The organism is Halosimplex salinum (assembly GCF_003730195.1).
GTDB classification, from domain to species: Archaea; Halobacteriota; Halobacteria; order Halobacteriales; family Haloarculaceae; genus Halosimplex; species Halosimplex salinum.
Genome location: NZ_QWGG01000004.1, coordinates 334,953 through 353,069, shown reverse-complemented (window position 1 = coordinate 353,069; position 18,117 = coordinate 334,953). Strand labels below are relative to the sequence as shown.

General features: G+C 67.1%; 14 protein-coding genes. 5 read left to right on the top strand and 9 right to left on the bottom strand.

The annotated features are described in order from the left end of the window. Window positions 1-73: 73 nt before the first annotated feature. The 9 genes from D1409_RS13055 to D1409_RS13015 all read right to left on the bottom strand — a co-directional run bounded on the left by D1409_RS13055 (window position 74) and on the right by D1409_RS13015 (window position 14,804). Entirely contained in the window at window positions 74-3,586 is a 3,513-nt protein-coding gene (locus D1409_RS13055; RefSeq protein WP_123537424.1) for a DUF6603 domain-containing protein, read from the bottom strand. A 72-nt stretch (window positions 3,587-3,658) separates the two neighbouring features. Further along, window positions 3,659-4,906 carry a hypothetical protein gene (locus D1409_RS13050; RefSeq protein WP_164471676.1) on the bottom strand — a complete coding sequence of 416 codons (1,248 nt, stop codon included), beginning with the start codon at window positions 4,904-4,906 and terminating at the stop codon, window positions 3,659-3,661. A 437-nt stretch (window positions 4,907-5,343) separates the two neighbouring features. After that, window positions 5,344-7,491 carry a DUF7282 domain-containing protein gene (locus D1409_RS13045; protein WP_123537422.1) on the bottom strand — a complete coding sequence of 716 codons (2,148 nt, stop codon included), beginning with the start codon at window positions 7,489-7,491 and terminating at the stop codon, window positions 5,344-5,346. Window positions 7,492-7,510: 19 nt separating this feature from the next. Further along, window positions 7,511-7,702: a hypothetical protein gene (locus D1409_RS13040; protein WP_123537421.1), complete on the bottom strand. Its 192-nt coding sequence runs from the start codon at window positions 7,700-7,702 to the stop codon at window positions 7,511-7,513. A gap of 15 nt (window positions 7,703-7,717) precedes the next feature. After that, window positions 7,718-8,170: an HIT family protein gene (locus D1409_RS13035; protein WP_123537420.1), complete on the bottom strand. Its 453-nt coding sequence runs from the start codon at window positions 8,168-8,170 to the stop codon at window positions 7,718-7,720. Window positions 8,171-8,261: 91 nt separating this feature from the next. Beyond that, a complete protein-coding gene (gene sufD, locus D1409_RS13030) occupies window positions 8,262-9,476 on the bottom strand; it encodes a Fe-S cluster assembly protein SufD (protein ID WP_123537419.1) in 1,215 nt (404 codons plus the stop codon). A gap of 15 nt (window positions 9,477-9,491) precedes the next feature. Continuing rightward, window positions 9,492-10,922, bottom strand: a complete 1,431-nt coding sequence (sufB, locus tag D1409_RS13025) for a Fe-S cluster assembly protein SufB (protein ID WP_123537418.1) — start codon at window positions 10,920-10,922, stop codon at window positions 9,492-9,494. 45 nt (window positions 10,923-10,967) lie between these two features. Beyond that, window positions 10,968-11,897, bottom strand: coding sequence for an ABC transporter ATP-binding protein (locus D1409_RS13020; protein WP_123537417.1), 930 nt, complete (start codon window positions 11,895-11,897; stop codon window positions 10,968-10,970). A 174-nt stretch (window positions 11,898-12,071) separates the two neighbouring features. Further along, complete coding sequence (locus D1409_RS13015) at window positions 12,072-14,804, bottom strand: DNA-directed DNA polymerase (protein WP_123537416.1); 2,733 nt, start codon at window positions 14,802-14,804, stop codon at window positions 12,072-12,074. A gap of 126 nt (window positions 14,805-14,930) precedes the next feature. Between D1409_RS13015 and D1409_RS13010 the strand changes: the two genes are divergently transcribed. The 5 genes from D1409_RS13010 to D1409_RS12990 all read left to right on the top strand — a co-directional run bounded on the left by D1409_RS13010 (window position 14,931) and on the right by D1409_RS12990 (window position 18,107). Next, window positions 14,931-15,137: a DUF7331 family protein gene (locus D1409_RS13010; protein ID WP_123537415.1), complete on the top strand. Its 207-nt coding sequence runs from the start codon at window positions 14,931-14,933 to the stop codon at window positions 15,135-15,137. 67 nt (window positions 15,138-15,204) lie between these two features. Further along, complete coding sequence (locus tag D1409_RS13005) at window positions 15,205-15,531, top strand: DUF7322 domain-containing protein (RefSeq protein WP_123537414.1); 327 nt, start codon at window positions 15,205-15,207, stop codon at window positions 15,529-15,531. 222 nt (window positions 15,532-15,753) lie between these two features. After that, entirely contained in the window at window positions 15,754-16,185 is a 432-nt protein-coding gene (locus D1409_RS13000; protein ID WP_123537413.1) for a DUF7346 family protein, read from the top strand. A gap of 42 nt (window positions 16,186-16,227) precedes the next feature. Next, window positions 16,228-17,142, top strand: coding sequence for a hypothetical protein (locus D1409_RS12995; protein ID WP_123537412.1), 915 nt, complete (start codon window positions 16,228-16,230; stop codon window positions 17,140-17,142). A 188-nt stretch (window positions 17,143-17,330) separates the two neighbouring features. Further along, a complete protein-coding gene (locus D1409_RS12990; protein WP_123537411.1) occupies window positions 17,331-18,107 on the top strand; it encodes a YihY/virulence factor BrkB family protein in 777 nt (258 codons plus the stop codon). Window positions 18,108-18,117: the final 10 nt, after the last annotated feature.

The following is an 18,117-nucleotide window of genomic DNA, read 5'->3' as shown; positions in this document are numbered from 1 at the left end:
TGCATGGTCGTATCTCCGTTCGCCGCGCGAGCGGCGCTCGTGGCCCCGGTATCGCGCTCGATTCCGGGACCGCTCATGGCTCCACCGCCGGGCCCGTCGCCTCGTGACTCGCGACGACGCGATACGTCCCGGCGTCGCGGTCCCCGTCGGCGAGGAAGGCGTCGAGCGCCTCGGTCGCCTCTCGGTTCGTCGTTCCGTCCGCTGGCACGTCGGGGACGGCGACCCGCCTGAGGTCGCTCGTCCGCGCGACCACGTACGTCGTGTCGGAGACCGAGACGCCGGCGTCGACGCCGGTCGGTCCGCTCGCGTCGTCCGTGTCCGCGAACTTCGCGGTCCCGGTCGTCCGGGTCGGCCCGCGGGCGACCGCACTCACCTCCGTCAGCGCCGCCGCCGTCGTCTGCGGCATCGAGAGCCGCTTCCAGACCATCGGGAACGGCGACGCCCGCTCGTCGACGACCGACGTCTCGTAGGTCAGCTCCGCGCTCCGCGTCTGGTCGGCGTCCTCCGGGTCCATCCCGCCGTGGGCGAAGAGCGCGTTCCCGACCTCCGTGCCCGCCGGGTAGCGCTCGAACGACGGCCCCTCCAGCTTCTCGGCGTCGCTCATCTCGAAGAACTGCGCGGGCGCGAACTGCTCGCGAGCGTCCTCGCCGTCGACCGACTGTGACTGTCCGGCGACGCTGACCGACGCCACCCAGTACTTCGTGTAGGTCTCGGGTCGAGCGTTGCCGAACGTCTCGATGGTCACGCCGAGGGGCGCGACCTGCTGGCGGACCGCGAGCGTCCCGAGCGGATGGGCCAGCACGGTGCCGTCCTCGCGCTCCACGTCGCGGAGCGTGACGATGGACTCGCCGCCTTCCGGGAGCTGGGCGCTCCAGTTGCGCTCGTCCTCCAGGGCGTCGACGACCTGTCCGAACACGTCCGCCGGCGGCAGCGGCTCGGGGTCCGACTCCTCGCCGAACGTCGCGTCGACGTTCACCGAGAAGCTGAGCGGCCAGATCTCGAACGACGCCTTCCCGCTGACGTGCCAGGGGTTCGGCCCCTTCAGCGACCCCGACAGCTGGACCGACAGCAGCGTCGTCCCGCCGCGTTTCACGGCGAACCCGGCCGCGATGTCGACGATCAGTTTGAACGGGTCGAACTGGAACAGCGCGTCGAAGCCGAGGTGGCCCGACAGCGAGAAGCCGGCCGCCGCCGCGTACAGTTCGACCTTCGCGCCCGCCTGGACGGTGTTCGACGTGATCGCGAAGTAGCCGGACCAGCGGATCCGCGGGTTTCCGGGGCCGAGCGTCAGCGCGATACGGCGCAGCTCCGGGAACCCCTCGGGCGGGTCGAACTGCGGGTGGAAGCCGCCGACCGACAGCGCGAAGTCCGGGTCCTCGCCCCAGTTCGTCCGCATCGCCATGTCGCCGGTCAGCGTGTACGCCACGAGCCGCGAGTCGTACAGGGTCGCGTCGATGCTGGCCTCCTTCGCGCCGAAGTCGATCACGCCGATCGCGTCCATGTTGAACACGACCAGCGCCGCCTCGTCGTCGGGGAGCGCGGCGTGCAGGCGACCGAGGATGACCAGTTTCACCGGCGACGGGAGCGAGACCAGGACGCCGATCTCCGCGGTCATGATGGTCGGCGTCCCCCACCCGAGTTTCGCCATCGGACCGAACACGTGTCGGGCGCGGGTCGGCGGGAACACGCGCCGGAGGTCGCTGACGATCCGCGAGGCGTTGCGGATCGGGTCCTTCGGGAAGAGCACCGACTTCGTCGTCCCGTCGCGCAGGCCCGAGCGGAGCGCCTCGACCTTCGTCCCGCGGTTGACTCCGAGCAGTCCGCCGAGTCCGTTCAGCGTGAACCCGAAGCCGAGCTGGACCGGCGGGAACTCGCCGGTGATGATCACGAGCAGGGAGAAGCCGTCGCGACCGTCCGAGAGCTGCGTCGTCAACAGGCCGACCGCTTTGAGCGTCAGCGAACCGATCTGGAGCTGGAGCGTCCCGCTGTAGCGTTCGTTCTCCGGGTCGAAGTTCAGGTAGCCGCCGCCGACGACGGCGCTGGCATCGACCGAGAGACCCGCACCCGAAGGCGGTTTGAACCCGAGTTCCACGTCGAGCGGCCCGAGGTTGCCGCCACCGTCCTCGGGGAAGCTCACGTCGGCTTCGAGCCCGATCTGCTCCACCGTCGCGGCGACCGGGCCGAGTTGCACCTGCGGGCTCGCCGAGACCTCGACCGGGATCGACATCGTTTCGCCCGACGGGTCCGGCTTCGCCGCGAGGTGGAGGTTCGGGACCGTCAGCGCCGACCCGAGCGAGAACTGAACGGGGATGTCGGTGTCGATGCCGCCGCCGCCGCGGAAGTAGACCCCGCGACCGCTGGCCCACCCCAGGCCGGCGTCGAAGTCGACGGCGAGCCCGTCCTCCGGGAGCACCTTCGCGACGAACGAGTCGCCGTCACCACCGGAGACGGTGACGTTCGAATCGTCCGCCTTCGCCACGATGTCGGCGTCGATACCGTCGGTCGTGGCGGTGAGTGAGCCCTCGATGCCGAACGTACCGATCTCGAGGCGCGTACTCTCGCTCCCGCCGATCCGAACTGCCGGTTCGCCCGACTGCGGAGGTCGTTTGTCCAGTGCGACCGTCCCTTCGACCTCGGCCGCTGCGTCCTCGGCGTCGACGCCGGTCTTCGTGAGCGCCACGGTCCCGTCGGCCGTGAGTTCGACCGAGAGCTGCCAGTCCCCGACGGTGACCGGAGGGACCGACACCGACCCGGCGGGGTCGACCAGCAGCGCGAGCTCGTCGCCGGCGAGACCCAGTCCGATGGAGAGGCCGACCATCGCGTCGTCGCCGAACGTCCGGGTGGTCGAGAGCGACCGTGACGCCAGCGTCACGCCCTGGATGTCCGCGACGTTCTCCTCCTGTTGGGTGAACACGCCGTACTGCAGGTCGAACCCGAGGTTCCCCGCGAGGATCACCACCCACGGGAACAGCTGCCCCTCTATATCCCTGACGTCCTCGGTCTCGACGGTCTCGGGCAGGTAGAACTCCCGAAGCGTCTCCGCTGGCGCATCGAGCAAGTGGCCGACCCGTTCGAGGTCGAGCGAGGCGTGTCTGGACCGCCCGTACGCTCTCGTCCCGCCCCACTGGTTGTCCGGGATCGACGACGGGTCGAGCTCCTCGGGCTCGACGACCGTCAGGAGCAGTCCGATATCGAGCGCCTGGGGCGAACGGCGTTCCAGGTAGTCGAGCACGAGGTACTCGACGATCGCTTGCGCGATGCCGTCGAACGTCGCGCCGTCGAAGGCCGATTCGATGTCCTCGATGGCCACGACGACCTCGCCGAACGTCGACAGCCGCTGGGTCACGCCCGCCAGCGAGGTCGGCTGGCCTCCCGAGTCGGACAGCGACTCGTAGGCGTTCACGAACGCGTCGAAGGCGTCGCCCACCGCTGGCTTCGTGAGCTGGTCGGCGTCCCCCTCCGAGAGGTCGGTCACGACCGCAGTGAAGAGCCGACGGCGAGCGTCTTCGCTCTCGGCCGCGTCGACGAGCGGTTCGAGCAGGCTCCGTATCTCGACCGAGATCGTCTCGACGAACGAGTCAGGCACTGCGAGCCTCCCCGGTCGCGGGTGCCTCGGAACGTACGATGCGTCTGTTCGGTACTGGGTCTGTAGCTTCGATCATGGGTACCCCGCGATCGTCCCGAAGAAGTAGTAGTTGCCCTCGGAGACTGGGAGGTCGAACTCCACGCGACCGCCCCAGGTCTGGGCCCTGAACGTGTAATCGCTCCCGGTAACTGGGTTCCCGTCCAGGCAGGTGATGTAGTGCGTCGGCGCCGCGACCCAGGGCTCGTCGGCGGTCGTGATCGGCGTCGGCGGGTTCCCCGCCGCCGTCTTTTCCCCCTGGACGAAACTCCCGTCGAGCAGCAAGATCCCGAGCCCGCCGTTCCGGTAGGCCTCGCCGGCCTTCTCGACCGACGTCTCGACCGAGACCGGATCGAACTGCGGCGTCGCTCCCGGTTTGTTCAACAGTAACGTTTCCAACGTGGGACCGGCGTACAGCGTCATGTTCCCGAAATCGAGGACGTCCGCGGCGAGGTCCCTGAGAACCCACGGCCAGCCTGCGTGGAGCAGCGACAGCGGTTTGTCGAGAAACACGTCGTTCTGGACGTCGATGACCCAGTTTTTCGATTCGCGCAATGAGGCGCCCACCACCCACTCCAGGTCCCGAGTGTTGTTCGGCGCCGGACTCGCCCTCAGGTCTTCGCTCAGCGCGGTGTACTCCCCGACCGTCAGCAGTTCCCCGGTTTCGAAGAGCCCCCGCGTCAGTTCGACCAGACGCCTGGGCTGGCGCTGTGCGAGGCCCAGCGCGAGCGCGATCGTCCCGCAGAAGGGCGTCCCTCCCTGATGAAGCAGGTTCGGATTCCCGCCCGGTGGGAGGAGGGTTCGGAGTCGATTCACGAGCGCCTGCTTCGACACGCCCGTCCAGACCGTTCCGTTGCCCGCGTTCGAACCGCTCTGGACGACGCTCGTCGTCGAATTGTCGAACGCGTCGATAGCGTAGCTCACGGGATCCGTCCCGGACACCTGCGAGACCGTCACGTCGAGGTCGTACTCGGCGTCGTCCCCCTCGAAGCTCAGGGTCGTCTGCCCCGACTGGTCGATGGGCTGGGACCCGATCTCGTCGTTCGCTACCGGGTCCAGTTCCAGTAGGGTTAGCGTCGCCTGACCGCCGAAGCCGTACGATCGGTCGATAGTCCACGAGTCCCCCGCGTCCATCTCCCGGTAGAGCGGGTACGGCTCCCGGTGTGCGCCGTCGAGTCGGAGTTCGAGTAACACCTCGTCAGACCCGCTCTCGTTCTGGGTCGTACACGTGAGATCGCCGAGTTCCAGCGTCAACATCCGGGGGACTGCCCCCCGTCCCGACATCGGGGGGACACCCTCTGGATGGACTCGCCCGAACCGATTTCACGACGCTCGACGGCAGGTCCCGCATCGACCCCCCGCCCGTGCCAGCCCTGACACCGTGTCGCTCGATCAGGTCGAGCGGACCGACACCGTTCGCCCTCCCGTTCCGTGCCCCTGATACGGACGACCGGTGTCTGCCGACCCCGAACGTTGCCCACGCGGACACCGACCGACCGAATGAGTTCCCGTCTCATACCTCAATCGTACTTTCACTCTCGCCAATCTGTAATAAAGATTGTCGACGAAGTGGAAGTGTCTGTCTGGCGAATATGTCTCCCGGCGCTGCTCGACGAGTCGACGAAGCGACGCGCTACGAGTCGCGCCGTCACCCGGTCGAAAACGACCGACGCGCGGTCACGAATCGCCGGTTACGTCGACACAGCCGAGACTGCCGAGAGCTACTGTCGCCGGTGCGAGCGGAGTCCGATCATCAGGGCCAGCGCGACGAGGACCGAGACGACGCCGAATCCGGAGCCGTCCGTCGACGTGCCGTCGGTCCGTGTCGACGTCGTCGCCGCCCCGGTGGCTTCCATTTCGGTGTCGGCAACGGTCGTGACCGCGGGCGAGGTGCCGGTCGGCGTGCCAGTCTCCGTCGGCGTCGGTACGGGCGACACCGTGTCCGTCGGGGCGGCAGTCGGGGTCGGGGTCGGTGTCGAAGCGGGAGTCGTAGTCGCGGTCGGGGTCGTAGTCGCGGTCGGGGTCGGCTCGACCGTCGTCTGCGTCGGCACGCCCTCGACTGGGTCACCGACCTTCGAGAGGGCGAACGACCCGAGCGGCGGGTCTTCGGACAGATTTCCGTCCGTCGTCTCGATTCCGACCCACTCGCGGACCGCGTCGCCGCCGACGCGGTAGGCCGGATCCGTATCCGCCCCGTCGAAACGGCCGTTGTCGTTGCCGTCGCGGTGGGCGACGACGACGAGGTGCTGGGACTCGTTCGTCGGACGGATCGGCATGGCGATGTCGCGTGTCCCCGCGGAGCCGACTCGCTCGAACTCGGTGGCGTTGGGTCCGGGGCGGTACGCCACGACGAAGCCGCCGTCTTCGAGTTTCAGTTGCTCGATACCGAGTCGGTCGACCCGTTCGGCGCCCTCGGGCGACGTGAGTTCCCACGTGGCGTTCGGCGGGTCATCGACTTTGGCCGTGTAGGATGTGTTGCCGACCCTCACTTCGTACAGATCCCGGTCGACGTTTCGGAGCGGGAGTTCTCGGGCGAACGACTCCCCATGAACCTCGACCGTACGACTGACCCGGTAGGTCGGGTCGGTCAGCGATCGGTAGCTGACGGTCAGCGACGACCGGTCGCTCTCGCCGGAGATTTCAACGGATCCGTCGGTCGGCCAGGAGACGACGCCGTCCACGCGCTGGTTATACGAGTACGGACCGAGCCGATCCACTGTCGGTCCTCGATCGGTGTCGCCGTATTCTCCCCGTTCGAAATGCAGGTACTCGTCGTAGTTTCCAAGCGGGTTCCGATCGTCGACGTCCAGTCCGAAACTACCGTAGCCGGTGTACTGCTCGGTCCTGTCGTGGTCCACGAGGAGATACAGCGTCCCGTTCGCGTAGTCGGGGAGGGCGCGAACCGCGCCGTTATCGGCGCTCGCCTCGTAGTCCAGCGCGTAACACGGCCCGTCTATCCCGAACGCGACCGACGGGTCCCGGTCGTGGTACTCGTGGACGCGGCCGAGCCGCTCGGTCGCCGTCTCGCCGGGTTGCGCCGCGACGGCGCCCAGGAAACTCGGCGACTCGATGCGGAGCACGACTGTCTCGCCAAGTCCCACCGCGGTGCGGTTGTACTCCGTCTGTTCGTTCGAAAGCATCCCGAGGGCTTCGGCGGTCCGAACGGCGTCGACCGTCTCCGCGTCGAACAGCTGGGGCGGCCCCCCGAGTGCGGTCACCGTCCCGAAGTCGGGCTCCGTGACGTTCAGTCGCCGCTCGTCGAGGACGGTCCCGTCCCGCACCGTCTCGATCAGGTACGTCCCGTTCGTCATCGTCGCGTTCGTCTCGTCGGTGTGGATCTCTAACTCGTCGTCGCCGGTGACCCCGTACGCGCGAGGACCGACCGCCGTCCCGTTCGCGGCGGCGTAGGTGTTGATCCGGAGCTCGATCCGACCGTCTCCGTCGTCGCGGACGGTCGCTTCGACGGAGTGGTTCGTCCCCGCGCCGACCTCGACCGTGCTGTCGAACCCGTCGGGGACCGACAGCGAGACGTAGGCGATACCGCCGAGCGGGACCGTCTCCTCCGGCGGTCCGTCCCCGGTCTGGTCCACGGAGCGATTCGACGCAGCGACTCTCGCTCCGTTTTCTTCCCCCGACGCCGGACTGGTCCGAGCGCCGGGCGGCAGGTCGGCTGACCCCTGCCGGTCGGCACAGGTCACGGCGGCGTTCTCACTGCCGTCGAGCGACGACTGTGTGACGCCGTCGCTCGGGCTGTCGGAAATCCCGCCGACGGCGGCCGTTGCGATGGGGACCGAGACCGCGAGTGCGACGCAGACCACGGCGACCGCTGTCGCCGTGGAACCGTACGCGTCGTCGCGGAGGACTGACATACCGCGGCGTTCTTATCGATCAGGTATCAGCTTTGTGGACCGGTGGAACGGCCGCTCGTCGGTTCGGAGCGTCGGGGAAACGAACGCGTGTGGCGGGAAAGAAGGAGCGCTGCTCGTGTAGACGCTCGGCGACGAGTTCGCAGAGGTCGTCGCGGAGTTCGTCGACGGCGGCCCCTTCGAGAACGGGCACGAAGAAGCCCTCGACGAGCATGTTCCTCGCGCGTCCTCACCCGCGCGCTCGGTCGTCGTCGAGCGCGGTGGAGACGGCGTCGTACGCGTCGCGCTTCGACACCTCGTAGTCGGCGCCCGGCAACAGGTCCGGGTCATCCTCGCGTCGCCCGACCAGATGCACGTGAAGGTGCGGGACGGACTGGTAGGCGGTGCTGTCGTTCAGGACGTTCACGCCGTCGAACCCTCGCCCGTCGGGGCCCTCGCGACGCATCCGTCGCGCCAGCGACTGGACGTGCGCCATCACGGCCCCGAGCGCCTCCTCGGGGACGTCGAACAGCGACTCGTGGTGCGCCTTCGGAATCACGAGGACGTGGCCCGGCGCGACCGGGTACAGCGGCGCGAACGCCAGCGTTCCCGGTCGCCTGTCGCCGCCGTCGCGCTCGTCGACGACGAGCGCGTCCGCTTCCCCGGCGACGATGTCGCAGAACACGCAATCGGTCTCGGTCATACCGCGACCCACGCGAACTCGACACGTCACGATTCCGGTGGTGTGCGAACTGTTCGCAAAAGAACCGGTCGTGGAACTGCGACGACCGCGACTACTCGCGCAGACGCTCGGCGACGAGTTCGCGGAGGTCGTCGCGGAGTTCGTCGACGGCGACCTCTTCGAGGACGGGCACGAAGAAGCCCTCGACGAGCATGTTGGTCGCGTGCTCCTCGCCGACGCCGCGAGACGTCATGTAGAACAGCTCCTCGGCGTCGACCTGGCCGACCGTCGCGGAGTGGCTGGCCTCGGTGTCGTGGTTGTTGATGATGAGCTTCGGCGAGGCGTCGGCCTCGGCGTCGTCGCTCAGCATCAGCGTGTTCTCGCGCTGGTAGGAGCTCGTGTCCCACGCGTCGCGGCCCACGTCCTGGACGCCCTCGTACACCGAGCGCGCCTCGTCGTCGAGGACGCCGCGGGTGACGAGGTCGGCCGTGGTGTGCTCGTGCTCGTGCCAGACCCGGCTGTTGATGTCGAAGTGCTGGTCCTCGTGGCCGAAGAACGCACCGACGATCCGGCTCTCGGAGCCCTCGCCGAGCAGTCGCGTCTCGACGCTGGACTTGGTGAGACGAGAGCCGATGTTGCCCTCGATCCAGTCGACCGAGCCGTGTTTGCCGGCGTGACCGCGCTTGACCGAGAAGTTGTAGGTGTCCTCGGCGAGGTTCTGGAGCGCGCCGTACTGGACGCTCGCGTTCTCGCCGGCGACGACCTCGACGATGCCCGAATAGTACTGGTCACCGTCGATGTTCGTACCCGTCGTCTGGCGCTCGAGGATCGTCGCCGAAGCCGACTCCTCGGCGATCACGAGCGTGTAGTTGAACAGCGAACGGCTGTTCATCCGGGTCCGGATCTTCACGTCCTCGGCGGCGACGCCCTCGGGGACGTAGACGACCGTCCCCGCGCTGAACAGCGCCGTTGACAGGGCCGTCAGGAAGTCCCGTTGCGGGTCGACGACGCTGCCGAAGTGCTCCTCGATGAGGTCGCCGTGCTCGGCGAGCGCGTCGCTCCACGAGAGCACGTCCGCGCCCTCGGCTTCGACGCGGTCTTTCTCCTGGGCGAACTCCAGCGGGTCGACCAGCGACTCGTAGTCGAGGTCGACGAGGTTCGTCCAGTGGCGGGGGCCGGGCGTCGTGATGACGTCCGGCATGTCGAGGTCGTCGAGCGCCGCGAGGGCGTCGAGACGCGTCTCGAGGAGCCACTCTGGCTCGTCGAGTTCGCCACTGATCTGCTGTACTTGTTCCTCTGTGAGGTTTGCGTGTAGCTGCGTACTCATGGTAGACACCGGGGGTTACCCGAGCGAGCCCTCCATCTCCAGTTCGATGAGGCGGTTGAGCTCGACCGCGTACTCGATGGGCAGTTCCTCGGTGATCGGCTCGATGAAGCCGGCGACGATCATCTGCTTGGCGTCGTCGTCGTCCAGGCCGCGGCTCTGGAGGTAGAACACGTCCTCGTCGCCGATCTTGCCGACGGTCGCCTCGTGGGCGACGTCGACCTTGTTCTCCTGGATCTCCATGTACGGCATCGTGTCCGACGTGGAGTCGTTGTCGAACATGAGCGCGTCACACTCGACGGAGGTGGAGGCGTTCTCCGCGCCGTCGGCCATGTGGACGAGGCCGCGGTAGTTGGTGCGGCCGCCGTCCTTGGCGATGGACTTGGACTCGATGGTCGACTTCGTGTCGGGCGCGTTGTGGTACACCTTCGCGCCGGTGTCGATGTCCTGCCCCTCGCCGGCCATGGCGATGGTGATGTGGTTGTCGGTCGCGCCGGGGCCCTTGAGGATGGTGCTCGGGTAGAGCATCGTCGCCTTGGAACCCATCGACCCGGACACCCACTCCATGGTGCCGTCGGCCTCGCAGATGGCGCGCTTCGTGTTGAGGTTGTACGTGTTCTTCGACCAGTTCTGGACGGTCGAGTACTGAACGTGTGCGTTCTCGCGGACGAACACCTCGACGCCCCCGCTGTGGAGGTTGAACGCCGAGTACTTCGGCGCGGAACAGCCCTCGATGTAGTGGACCTCGGAGTTCTCCTCGGCGATGATGAGCGTGTGCTCGAACTGGCCCATCCCCTCGGAGTTCATACGGAAGTACGCCTGCACCGGCATGTTGACCGTGGTGTCCTCCGGGATGTAGACGAAGGAACCGCCGGACCAGATGGCGCCGTGCAGCGCGGCGAACTTGTTGTCGCTCGGGGGAACGCACTTCGTCATGAAGTGCTCCTTGACGATCTCCTCGTGCTCCTGGACGGCCCTGTCCATGTCACAGAAGATGACGCCTTTCTCCTCCCAGCGCTCCTGCATGTTCTGGTAGACGATCTCCGACTCGTACTGGGCGCCGACGCCCGAGAGGGCGTTCTTCTCGGCTTCCGGGATGCCCAGTTTGTCGAAGGTGTCCTGGATCTCCTCGGGGAGGTCCTCCCACTCCTCGGCGCCGCCGCGGGTCTCGATGTCCGGGCGGATGTACGGGACGATCTCCTCGATCTCGACCTCGGAGAGGTCGGGCTGGCCGGGCCAGTCCGTCGGCATCGGCATCTCCTGGAACTGCTCCAGGGCGCGGAGGCGTCGCTCGAGCATCCACTCGGGCTCGTCCTTGTCTTCCGAGATGATCCTGACCGTCTCCTCGGTCAGTCCCTTCTCTGCCTCGAACGCCGAGTTCTCCTCCTTCTTGAACTCGAAGCGGGCCTCGGTGTCGGTCTCTTTTAGGTGGTCTTGGTCTGAGCTCATTGTTGTGTCGTAGGTTTGGTCTGTAGCCGTAATACCCTGTGCACGTCAGGCCGCCTCGTAGACTTCCTCGCGGACCCAGTCGTACCCCTCGTCTTCGAGGGTCTCGGCCAGTTCCGCGCCGCCGGACTTGGCGATCTCCCCGTCGATCATGACGTGGACGTGGTCCGGCTCGACGTAGTCGAGGATGCGCTGGTAGTGGGTGATCTGGAGGATGCCCGCGCCCTGCTCGTCGCGCAGCGCGTTGATCCCGTGAGAGACGTCCTGCAGGCGGTCGATGTCCAGCCCGGAGTCGATCTCGTCGAGCACGGCGATGCTCGGCTCGAGGATCGCGGCCTGGAGGACCTCGTTCTGCTTCTTCTCGCCGCCGGAGAAGCCCGCGTTGAGATACCGGTTCGCGAACTTCTCGTCCATGTCGAGCTGCTCCATCTTCTCCTGGAGGATCTCCTGGAACTCCGCGACGCCGACTTCGCCCTCGTCCGCGGGCCCTTCCATCGGGGAGGTCTCGTAGCCGGCCGCGTCCTCGTTGGTGTCCTCGCTCTCGGCGTCCGCTTCGTCTTCGTCCTCGTCCTCGAAGAGCTCCTCGCGCTCCTCGAGCTTGGCGTTGAGCGCCGTGCGGAGGAAGTTCACCATCGTGACGCCCTCGATCTCGGCGGGGTACTGGAAGGCCAGGAAGATGCCCAGCGCCGCGCGCTCGTTCGGTTCGAGGTCGAGGAGGTCCCACGTCTGGAGGTCCGCCGGCACGTCGATGCCGTCGAACTCGTCTTCCTCGATGTGGAGGGAGACGCTGCCGCCCGTCACCTCGTAGGCCGGGTGGCCCGCGATGATCTTCGCCAGCGTCGACTTCCCGCTGCCGTTCGGTCCCATGAGCGCGTGGATCTCGCCCGACTCCACCGAAAGGTCCACGCCGCGAAGGATCTGCTCTCCGTCCTCCTCTGCGACTTTCGCCTGCAAGTTTTTGATTTCGAGTTCAGCCATGTGTTTCGGTCATCCTAAAACACGGTACTGTCGCTGATAATAGTTTCGAGTTTCCACGACCGTCTTTTGCGAAACGGAAAGCGAATTTGGGGTTTGGTGAACCGAACGGGACGGCAGGCGCGACAGACGTCGCCCGCCCGAACCGGTTCGGGCGCCGTGCGGGGCGGTCGGCGCCTACATGAAGCTCTCGAGGCCGGTCTGTTCCTGGCCGCTCTTGACCTCCTCCCAGGAGATGTCGAGGGCCTCGAGGATCCGCGCGATGGGGCCCTTGAGCGTCTTGTCGAGCATCTTGTCCCAGTCGACCTCGAACGCGTCTGGCACCTGGTCGGAGTACTCGAAGCAGATCACGTCGGGATCGCGCTTGAACTCGCCGTAGAGCACGTCCTCGGCGGGGTCGAGGCCCTTCTCCGCCTCGATCTCGCGGAAGAACTCGGGGTGGACCTTCTTCAGATAGAGCCGCTTGGGCTTGGAGCCGCTGGCGAAGTTCGTTCCGAGGAGCAGGTTGGCGTACTTCGCGCCGCGGACCTGCGCGGTGTCGGTGTCGTAGTTGTCGAGTTTCTTCCCGATACCACCGGGGATGCCCACGTCGTCGAGGCTGACGTTCCCGTCCTGGTAGTCCGCGATGACGTCGTGGACGTAGTCTTTCACGTCCTCTAAGTCCTCGCCGTGGACGATCATCTCGATGACCTTCAGCTGGACCTCCTTCGTGATCGGTGCGATGTCCGAGCGCTGGTACTCGAAGCCCGTGATGTCGATGTCGTCGACGTCCTTGCCCTCCTTCCAGACGATGTGGCCCGCGTAGCGCTTCTTCTTGCCCGCCTGGAAGAAGCGTCGATAGAGCTTCTCGAACTCGATCTGGAAGCGGTGTTCGTCGGCGTTGAGGTTCTCGCGAGCGTAGGAGTCGTAGGAGTCGTTGATCTGCTCCTCGAGTTCGAAGGAGTTCTCGATGGCTTCGTCCTTCTCGGCGTCCTGACCGATCTCCAGCATCACCGAGTCGGTGTCCCCGTAGATCACCTCGTAGCCGAAGTCGTTGACCGATTCCTCGGTGTAGTTGATGACTTCTCGACCCGTGGCCGTCACCGCCGCCGCGCTGTCCTTGTCGTAGAGGCGGAAGCGATCCCAGCCCGATACCCCATATAAAGAGTTCATAACGACCTTGACAGAGGCCTGCTGATTGTCGAAGCGTTCGTACGCTTCAGAGCCCGGCTCGTGCGAATCCCGGAGTTCCTTCTTCTCTTCGCGTTCTGTCAGGAGTTCGTCGATCATCTCCCGCATCATGCCGGCCGGCTCCTTGCGGAAGTGCTGGCCCGTGGGCGTGCTGTAGGTCTCGCCGTCGTACGCCTCGGGGTCGTCGACCTTGGTCTCCGGCGAGGCGTTGGTCGTCCACATGCACATCGGGTACAGCGACTTCAGGTCGAGGACGGAGACGTTCTCCCGGACGCCCGTGATCGGTTCGAAGACGGCGCCGCCCTCGAACTCCTCGCCGGATTCGACCGTTCCCTTCGAGGGGAGCGCGAAGTCGCCGTAGGCCTTGTGGAGGACGTACATGTCGACCGCGTCGCCCGCGGTCGGCGCGTCTTCGAGCTTGCAGCCGACGAACGAGGCGACCTCCTCGAAGAAGGCGACGATGTCCTGCTTGCGGTCGAGTTCGACGCAGAGTTCGACGTCGCGGAGGTTGTACTCCAGCAGGCGCTCGGGGTTCTGCTCCCACAGGTCGCCGATGTCGCCGCTGTAGCGTTCCTTGCCGATCCCCAGTTCGACCTCGCCCACCGCGTCGAGGCGGTAGGACTCCAGTTCCGTGCGCTGGGTGCTCTTGTAGGCGCGCAGGAGGTCGAACACGACCCGGCCCTTGATGTCCGGGCCGTTCCAGTCCGAGCGCCACACCTCGTCCACGCGCGAGAGGCGGTCGATGTCCAGATCGTAGTCGTGACTCGAACTCTGGAGTTCCTCCATGCGGTCGAGGAAGTACGGGGCGTCGAAGTCGTCGAAGTTCCACCCGCTGAACACGTCCGGGTCGGTCTCCTCGACGTAGTCGACGAACGCCTCGAGCATCGCCTCCTCCTCCTCGAAGACCCGCACGTCCGCGTCGATGTCGTCCTCGATGGGTTCGTAGGCTTCGAGCGCGGCGGGGCCGTCGACGCCCGCCGGCGACTGGTAGAGCCAGTTGATGTACTCGTCGCGGTAGGAGTCGTGAGAGGTGAGACAGACGATGGTCTCCTCCCCGTCCTCGGGGAAGCCGTTGCGGTCGTCGACCTCGATGTCGAAGAAGTTGACCCGCGGCGTGGTGTTGGCCTCGACGGCCTGGATCTCCTGGTGGGGGATCCGGATCGTCCCGTCGTCGGTGCGGCGCTCGGGGACGCGAACGCCGCTCTTGATGTCCTTGTCGATGAGCAGGCGGTTGGGGAAGAGGATGTCCGCCTCGTAGTGGTCGAACTCGTCGCGGACCTGTCCCACGTCGCGCGGCGTGCGGCCGACGATCTTCGCGAGTCGGTCGCCGCGAATAGATTCGAAGGGCTCCCCGTCCTCGTCGGTCTCGCGGTAGTCCACGAGGCCGTCGTACTGTGCGATCCGTTCGTCGTCGACGTCGTCGATCGGGGCGTAGAAGTACGGCTCGAAGTCGTACACCTCGACGTGTTCGAGCTCCGGCTGGCCGTCGCCGCCGTCGGTGCGGCCGAACACGTGGACGACGGGGAACTCCTCGTCGCCGCCGTATTCGACGGTGTAGTCGACCTGTGTGACCGTCAGCGTGACCGACCCCTCGGCGTCGGGAAAGCGGACCGAGTCCGCGTCGACCACGTCGGCGTCGACCACGTCGGCACCTGACCCGCCGTTGCCGGCGACGTGTGCGGCCTCGTCGGCGGGCCGGTCGCCGCCGGCGTCGAAGTCCCCGATACCCGTTTGCTCCATGTTGCTCTCGCTTGGCGACCATCGATTAAAATAGTCGCGGTATACCGGGTCGCCGAGGCGCGAGTCGGGGCCGTCGATACAGGCAGAAGATACTTGGTACGGTGTCCCAAACCCCGGCACGAAGCCATGACGGACCACACGACGCACGGGAGCCAGGTGGACAGTGGCGAGAGCGAGCCGGCCGCGGACGTGCGGACGGTACCGGCCGACACCGAGGGCGTCGCGTCCACCGACGCCTACGAGGTCGAGGACGGTGTGGTCCTGTTCGACGTCGAGAACCCCCTCGCCTGGGTTGAGGCCGACGACGCCATCGCGCTCGGACAGATGGCCTGAGGCGGGCGCGTCACGAGTCAGGCGGCGATTGAGAACCCTTTTCATCGCCAGTCGTCAACCGCCGGGTGTGTCCGAGGACGCGGACGAGGGAGACGACAGCCTGCTGGGCAACCCCGAGCGCTTCGAGCCGTCGCTCGGTCCCGATGTGCCCGAGATCGAGGTGCCGTCGGTGCCCGAACCGCAGGACCCGACCGACGTCGACCCCGAGATCTCCCGCACGTTCTGGCGGCTCGTCGTCGTCTTCGACGTGGCGATACTCGCGATGGCGCTCGGTCCGATGTTCGTCTACTTCAGGGGCGACTGGGACACCGGCGGGCCGATGTTCGCCCTCGGCGTCGTCACCTTCGCGTACGGCGTCCTCCAGTACCGCCGCTTCCGCGCCGACGGCGAGTGAGCGCCGGCGGTGGCGGAGCGGTGATGGTGTTGCTGTGGCGGTGAGGCGTTGCTGTGGCGGAACCGCCAGCGCCGTCGCGAGTGAGCGCCGGCGGTGGCGGAGCGGTGATGGTGTTGCTGTGGCGGTGAGGCGTTGCTGTGGCGGAACCGCCAGCGCCGTCGCGAGTGAGTCGCCGTGTGCCCGACCGGAACGGCTAACCACGCGAACCCGTTATCGGCGACTATGCGAACGGTCCGCGACGAGTCCGGCCGCCGGTATCTCCTCCTGAAGGAGTCGAGCGACTCCTCGCGCGTCCGCGACCCCGAGACCGGCGAGGAGCGCCACGTCGCCAACGAGCAGTTAGAAACCGTCGACGGCGAGTCGCCGCTGGAGACGGCCAGTCGCGCCGTCCCCGACGCTGTCCGGTCCGTCCTCGGCGCCGTGCACGACGACCGGTCGCTCGGACTGCTGCTGGAGATCGACGCCCGGAGCCCGGTCGACGTGCGGACGTTAATGGGCGCGGTCGACCTCTGCGAGAGCGACCTGCACGGCCTGTTGAGCGAGTTCCGGGCCGCCGGCCTGATCGTCGAGACGGACGAACCCGGCGTCCGCGGTTACGAGACGACCGACACAGCGACCCGCGGTCTCGATACGCTCACGGACGCGGAACCGTGATTCCGACGAACCCTTTTGTGTTGTCGCATTGATATCCCGGCGATGAACGACAGTCGGATCCGGTCACACCTCCTCGGCGAGCGCCTGCGGACGGTCCCGCTGGCCTTCACTGTGGGGTTCGTCGCCGCCATCGCGCTCGAACTCTTCCTCGCGGTGTTAGGCACCGGTCCCGGCTTCGCGGTGCTGACGGTCGTCGCGTACCTCGTCGTCGGGGCGGCGCTGACACGCCTCGTGCTGCGGTGGTCGGGCGGACTGATCACCGCCTGGGCGGCCGCGTTCCCAGCGATGTACGCGTTCGCCTGGCGACTCTTCTCGTTCGTCGGGATGCCCCCGACCGGGGCCGGTCAGTTCCTGCAACCCGCGGTCGAGCTCACGCTCGGCGTCGGCACCGCACTGTACGTCCTCGGGGTCGCGGTACGGTGGGTGCTCCGGGAGGTCGGGGTCTCCCCCGCGAGCGAGGAGCCAGCAGAAGCGGGGGTCGCGGGCTCGGTCCGACGGAACAGACGGGCCGTCCTGCTGGGCGGTCTCGGGGGAACGCTGATCGCGACCGCCGGCGTCGGCCACGCCCTCGGCTGGTGGTGCCGGGCGGAACCCGCCGATTGCACCGTCGAGAACGGGTTACAGCGCGCGGTCGACGTGCAGATCTCGGTCCGGCGGGACGACACCGAGGTGTTCAGCGCCGCCCCGCACCTCGGGACGTGGGACAGGGCCACGTCGACCCGGGAAGACGGCGCCTACAGGGAGGCACGGTTCGAAGAGGCGGTTCCGCTGGGCTGTTCGCTGCCCGCGACGGTCACCGTCGACGTGGAGACCGGGGACCGGTCGGTCACCGAGACGGTGACGTTCCCCGACCCGGAACTCACTCGCTCGGAGAGCCTGATGGGGTCGACCCTCTTCGTCGAGATCCGCCCGGACGCCGTCGAAATGGAAGCGGGCCACTCGATAGCCATCGCCTGAACGGTGCAGTCAGCCGGTAGAACGGATTTTCAGCGAGCGGGGAAACCGCCGTCCATGCGCCGGGCCCGACGGACGACGCTACGACTACTGGTTCGTCCACTGAGAGTCCGACGCGACGGCCTGAGCGAAGCGGCGACCCTTTCTTGCGCCTGCCCCGGGTTCAACCGGATTCAGCCGCTAGCTGACGCATGTCGACCGTTCGTTCAGTCGTCGGCCTGGCTCGCGACCGCAATCTCACGTTCCTGGCAGCCGGGATAGCCTACTACGCGTTCGTCTCGATCATCCCGCTGATACTGCTCGCCGTCGTGATAGCGTCCGCCGTGGGCGGGCAGGCCCTTGCCGACCGCGTGACCGGGCTGCTCAGCCAGCAGCTCTCGTCGTCGGGAATCGACGCGGTGTCGGGGGCGATCACGAACACGACCGGTCGCGGCGCCGCCTCGCTGGTCGGCGTCGTCACGCTGGCGTGGAGCGCCCTGAAGCTGTTCCGCGGCCTCGACCAGGCGTTCGACGAGGTGTACACGGACGACGTCGAAACCTCCCTGCTCGAACAGGTCCGGGACGGGCTCGTCGTGATCGTCGGCATCGCGCTGGCCGTCGGATTCGTCGTCGCCGTCGGCGCCGCGCTCTCCCTGATCTCCTTCGAAATCCCGCTGATAAACGTGCTCGGGACGCTGGTGCTGGTCGCCGTCCTCGCGCTCGCATTCCTGCCGATGTACTACGTGCTCCCCCCGGTCGACGTGTCGGTGTCCGAGGTGTTCCCCGGGGCGGTCGTCGCCGCGGTCGGCTGGGTGCTCCTCCAGATCGGGTTCCGGATCTACGCGTCGAACGCCGGTCGCTACGCCGCGTACGGAGCGATCGGTGCCGTCCTCCTGTTCGTCACGTGGCTGTACTTCGCGAGTGTCGTCGTGTTGCTGGGCGCGGCGGTGAACGCCGTCCGCCGCGGGACGGCAGTCGAGACGGCGTAGCCCGGCAGAC

Bases quoted from the DNA above. Each gene is read 5' to 3' on its own strand.
- D1409_RS13050 (WP_164471676.1), bottom strand. From the start codon at position 4,906: ATGTCGGGACGGGGGGCAGTCCCCCGGATGTTGACGCTGGAACTCGGC.
- D1409_RS13045 (WP_123537422.1), bottom strand. From the start codon at position 7,491: ATGTCAGTCCTCCGCGACGACGCGTACGGTTCCACGGCGACAGCGGTC.
- D1409_RS13040 (WP_123537421.1), bottom strand. From the start codon at position 7,702: ATGCTCGTCGAGGGCTTCTTCGTGCCCGTTCTCGAAGGGGCCGCCGTC.
- D1409_RS13035 (WP_123537420.1), bottom strand. From the start codon at position 8,170: ATGACCGAGACCGATTGCGTGTTCTGCGACATCGTCGCCGGGGAAGCG.
- sufD (WP_123537419.1), bottom strand. From the start codon at position 9,476: ATGAGTACGCAGCTACACGCAAACCTCACAGAGGAACAAGTACAGCAG.
- sufB (WP_123537418.1), bottom strand. From the start codon at position 10,922: ATGAGCTCAGACCAAGACCACCTAAAAGAGACCGACACCGAGGCCCGC.
- D1409_RS13020 (WP_123537417.1), bottom strand. From the start codon at position 11,897: ATGGCTGAACTCGAAATCAAAAACTTGCAGGCGAAAGTCGCAGAGGAG.
- D1409_RS13015 (WP_123537416.1), bottom strand. From the start codon at position 14,804: ATGGAGCAAACGGGTATCGGGGACTTCGACGCCGGCGGCGACCGGCCC.
- D1409_RS13010 (WP_123537415.1), top strand. From the start codon at position 14,931: ATGACGGACCACACGACGCACGGGAGCCAGGTGGACAGTGGCGAGAGC.
- D1409_RS13000 (WP_123537413.1), top strand. From the start codon at position 15,754: ATGCGAACGGTCCGCGACGAGTCCGGCCGCCGGTATCTCCTCCTGAAG.
- D1409_RS12995 (WP_123537412.1), top strand. From the start codon at position 16,228: ATGAACGACAGTCGGATCCGGTCACACCTCCTCGGCGAGCGCCTGCGG.
- D1409_RS12990 (WP_123537411.1), top strand. From the start codon at position 17,331: ATGTCGACCGTTCGTTCAGTCGTCGGCCTGGCTCGCGACCGCAATCTC.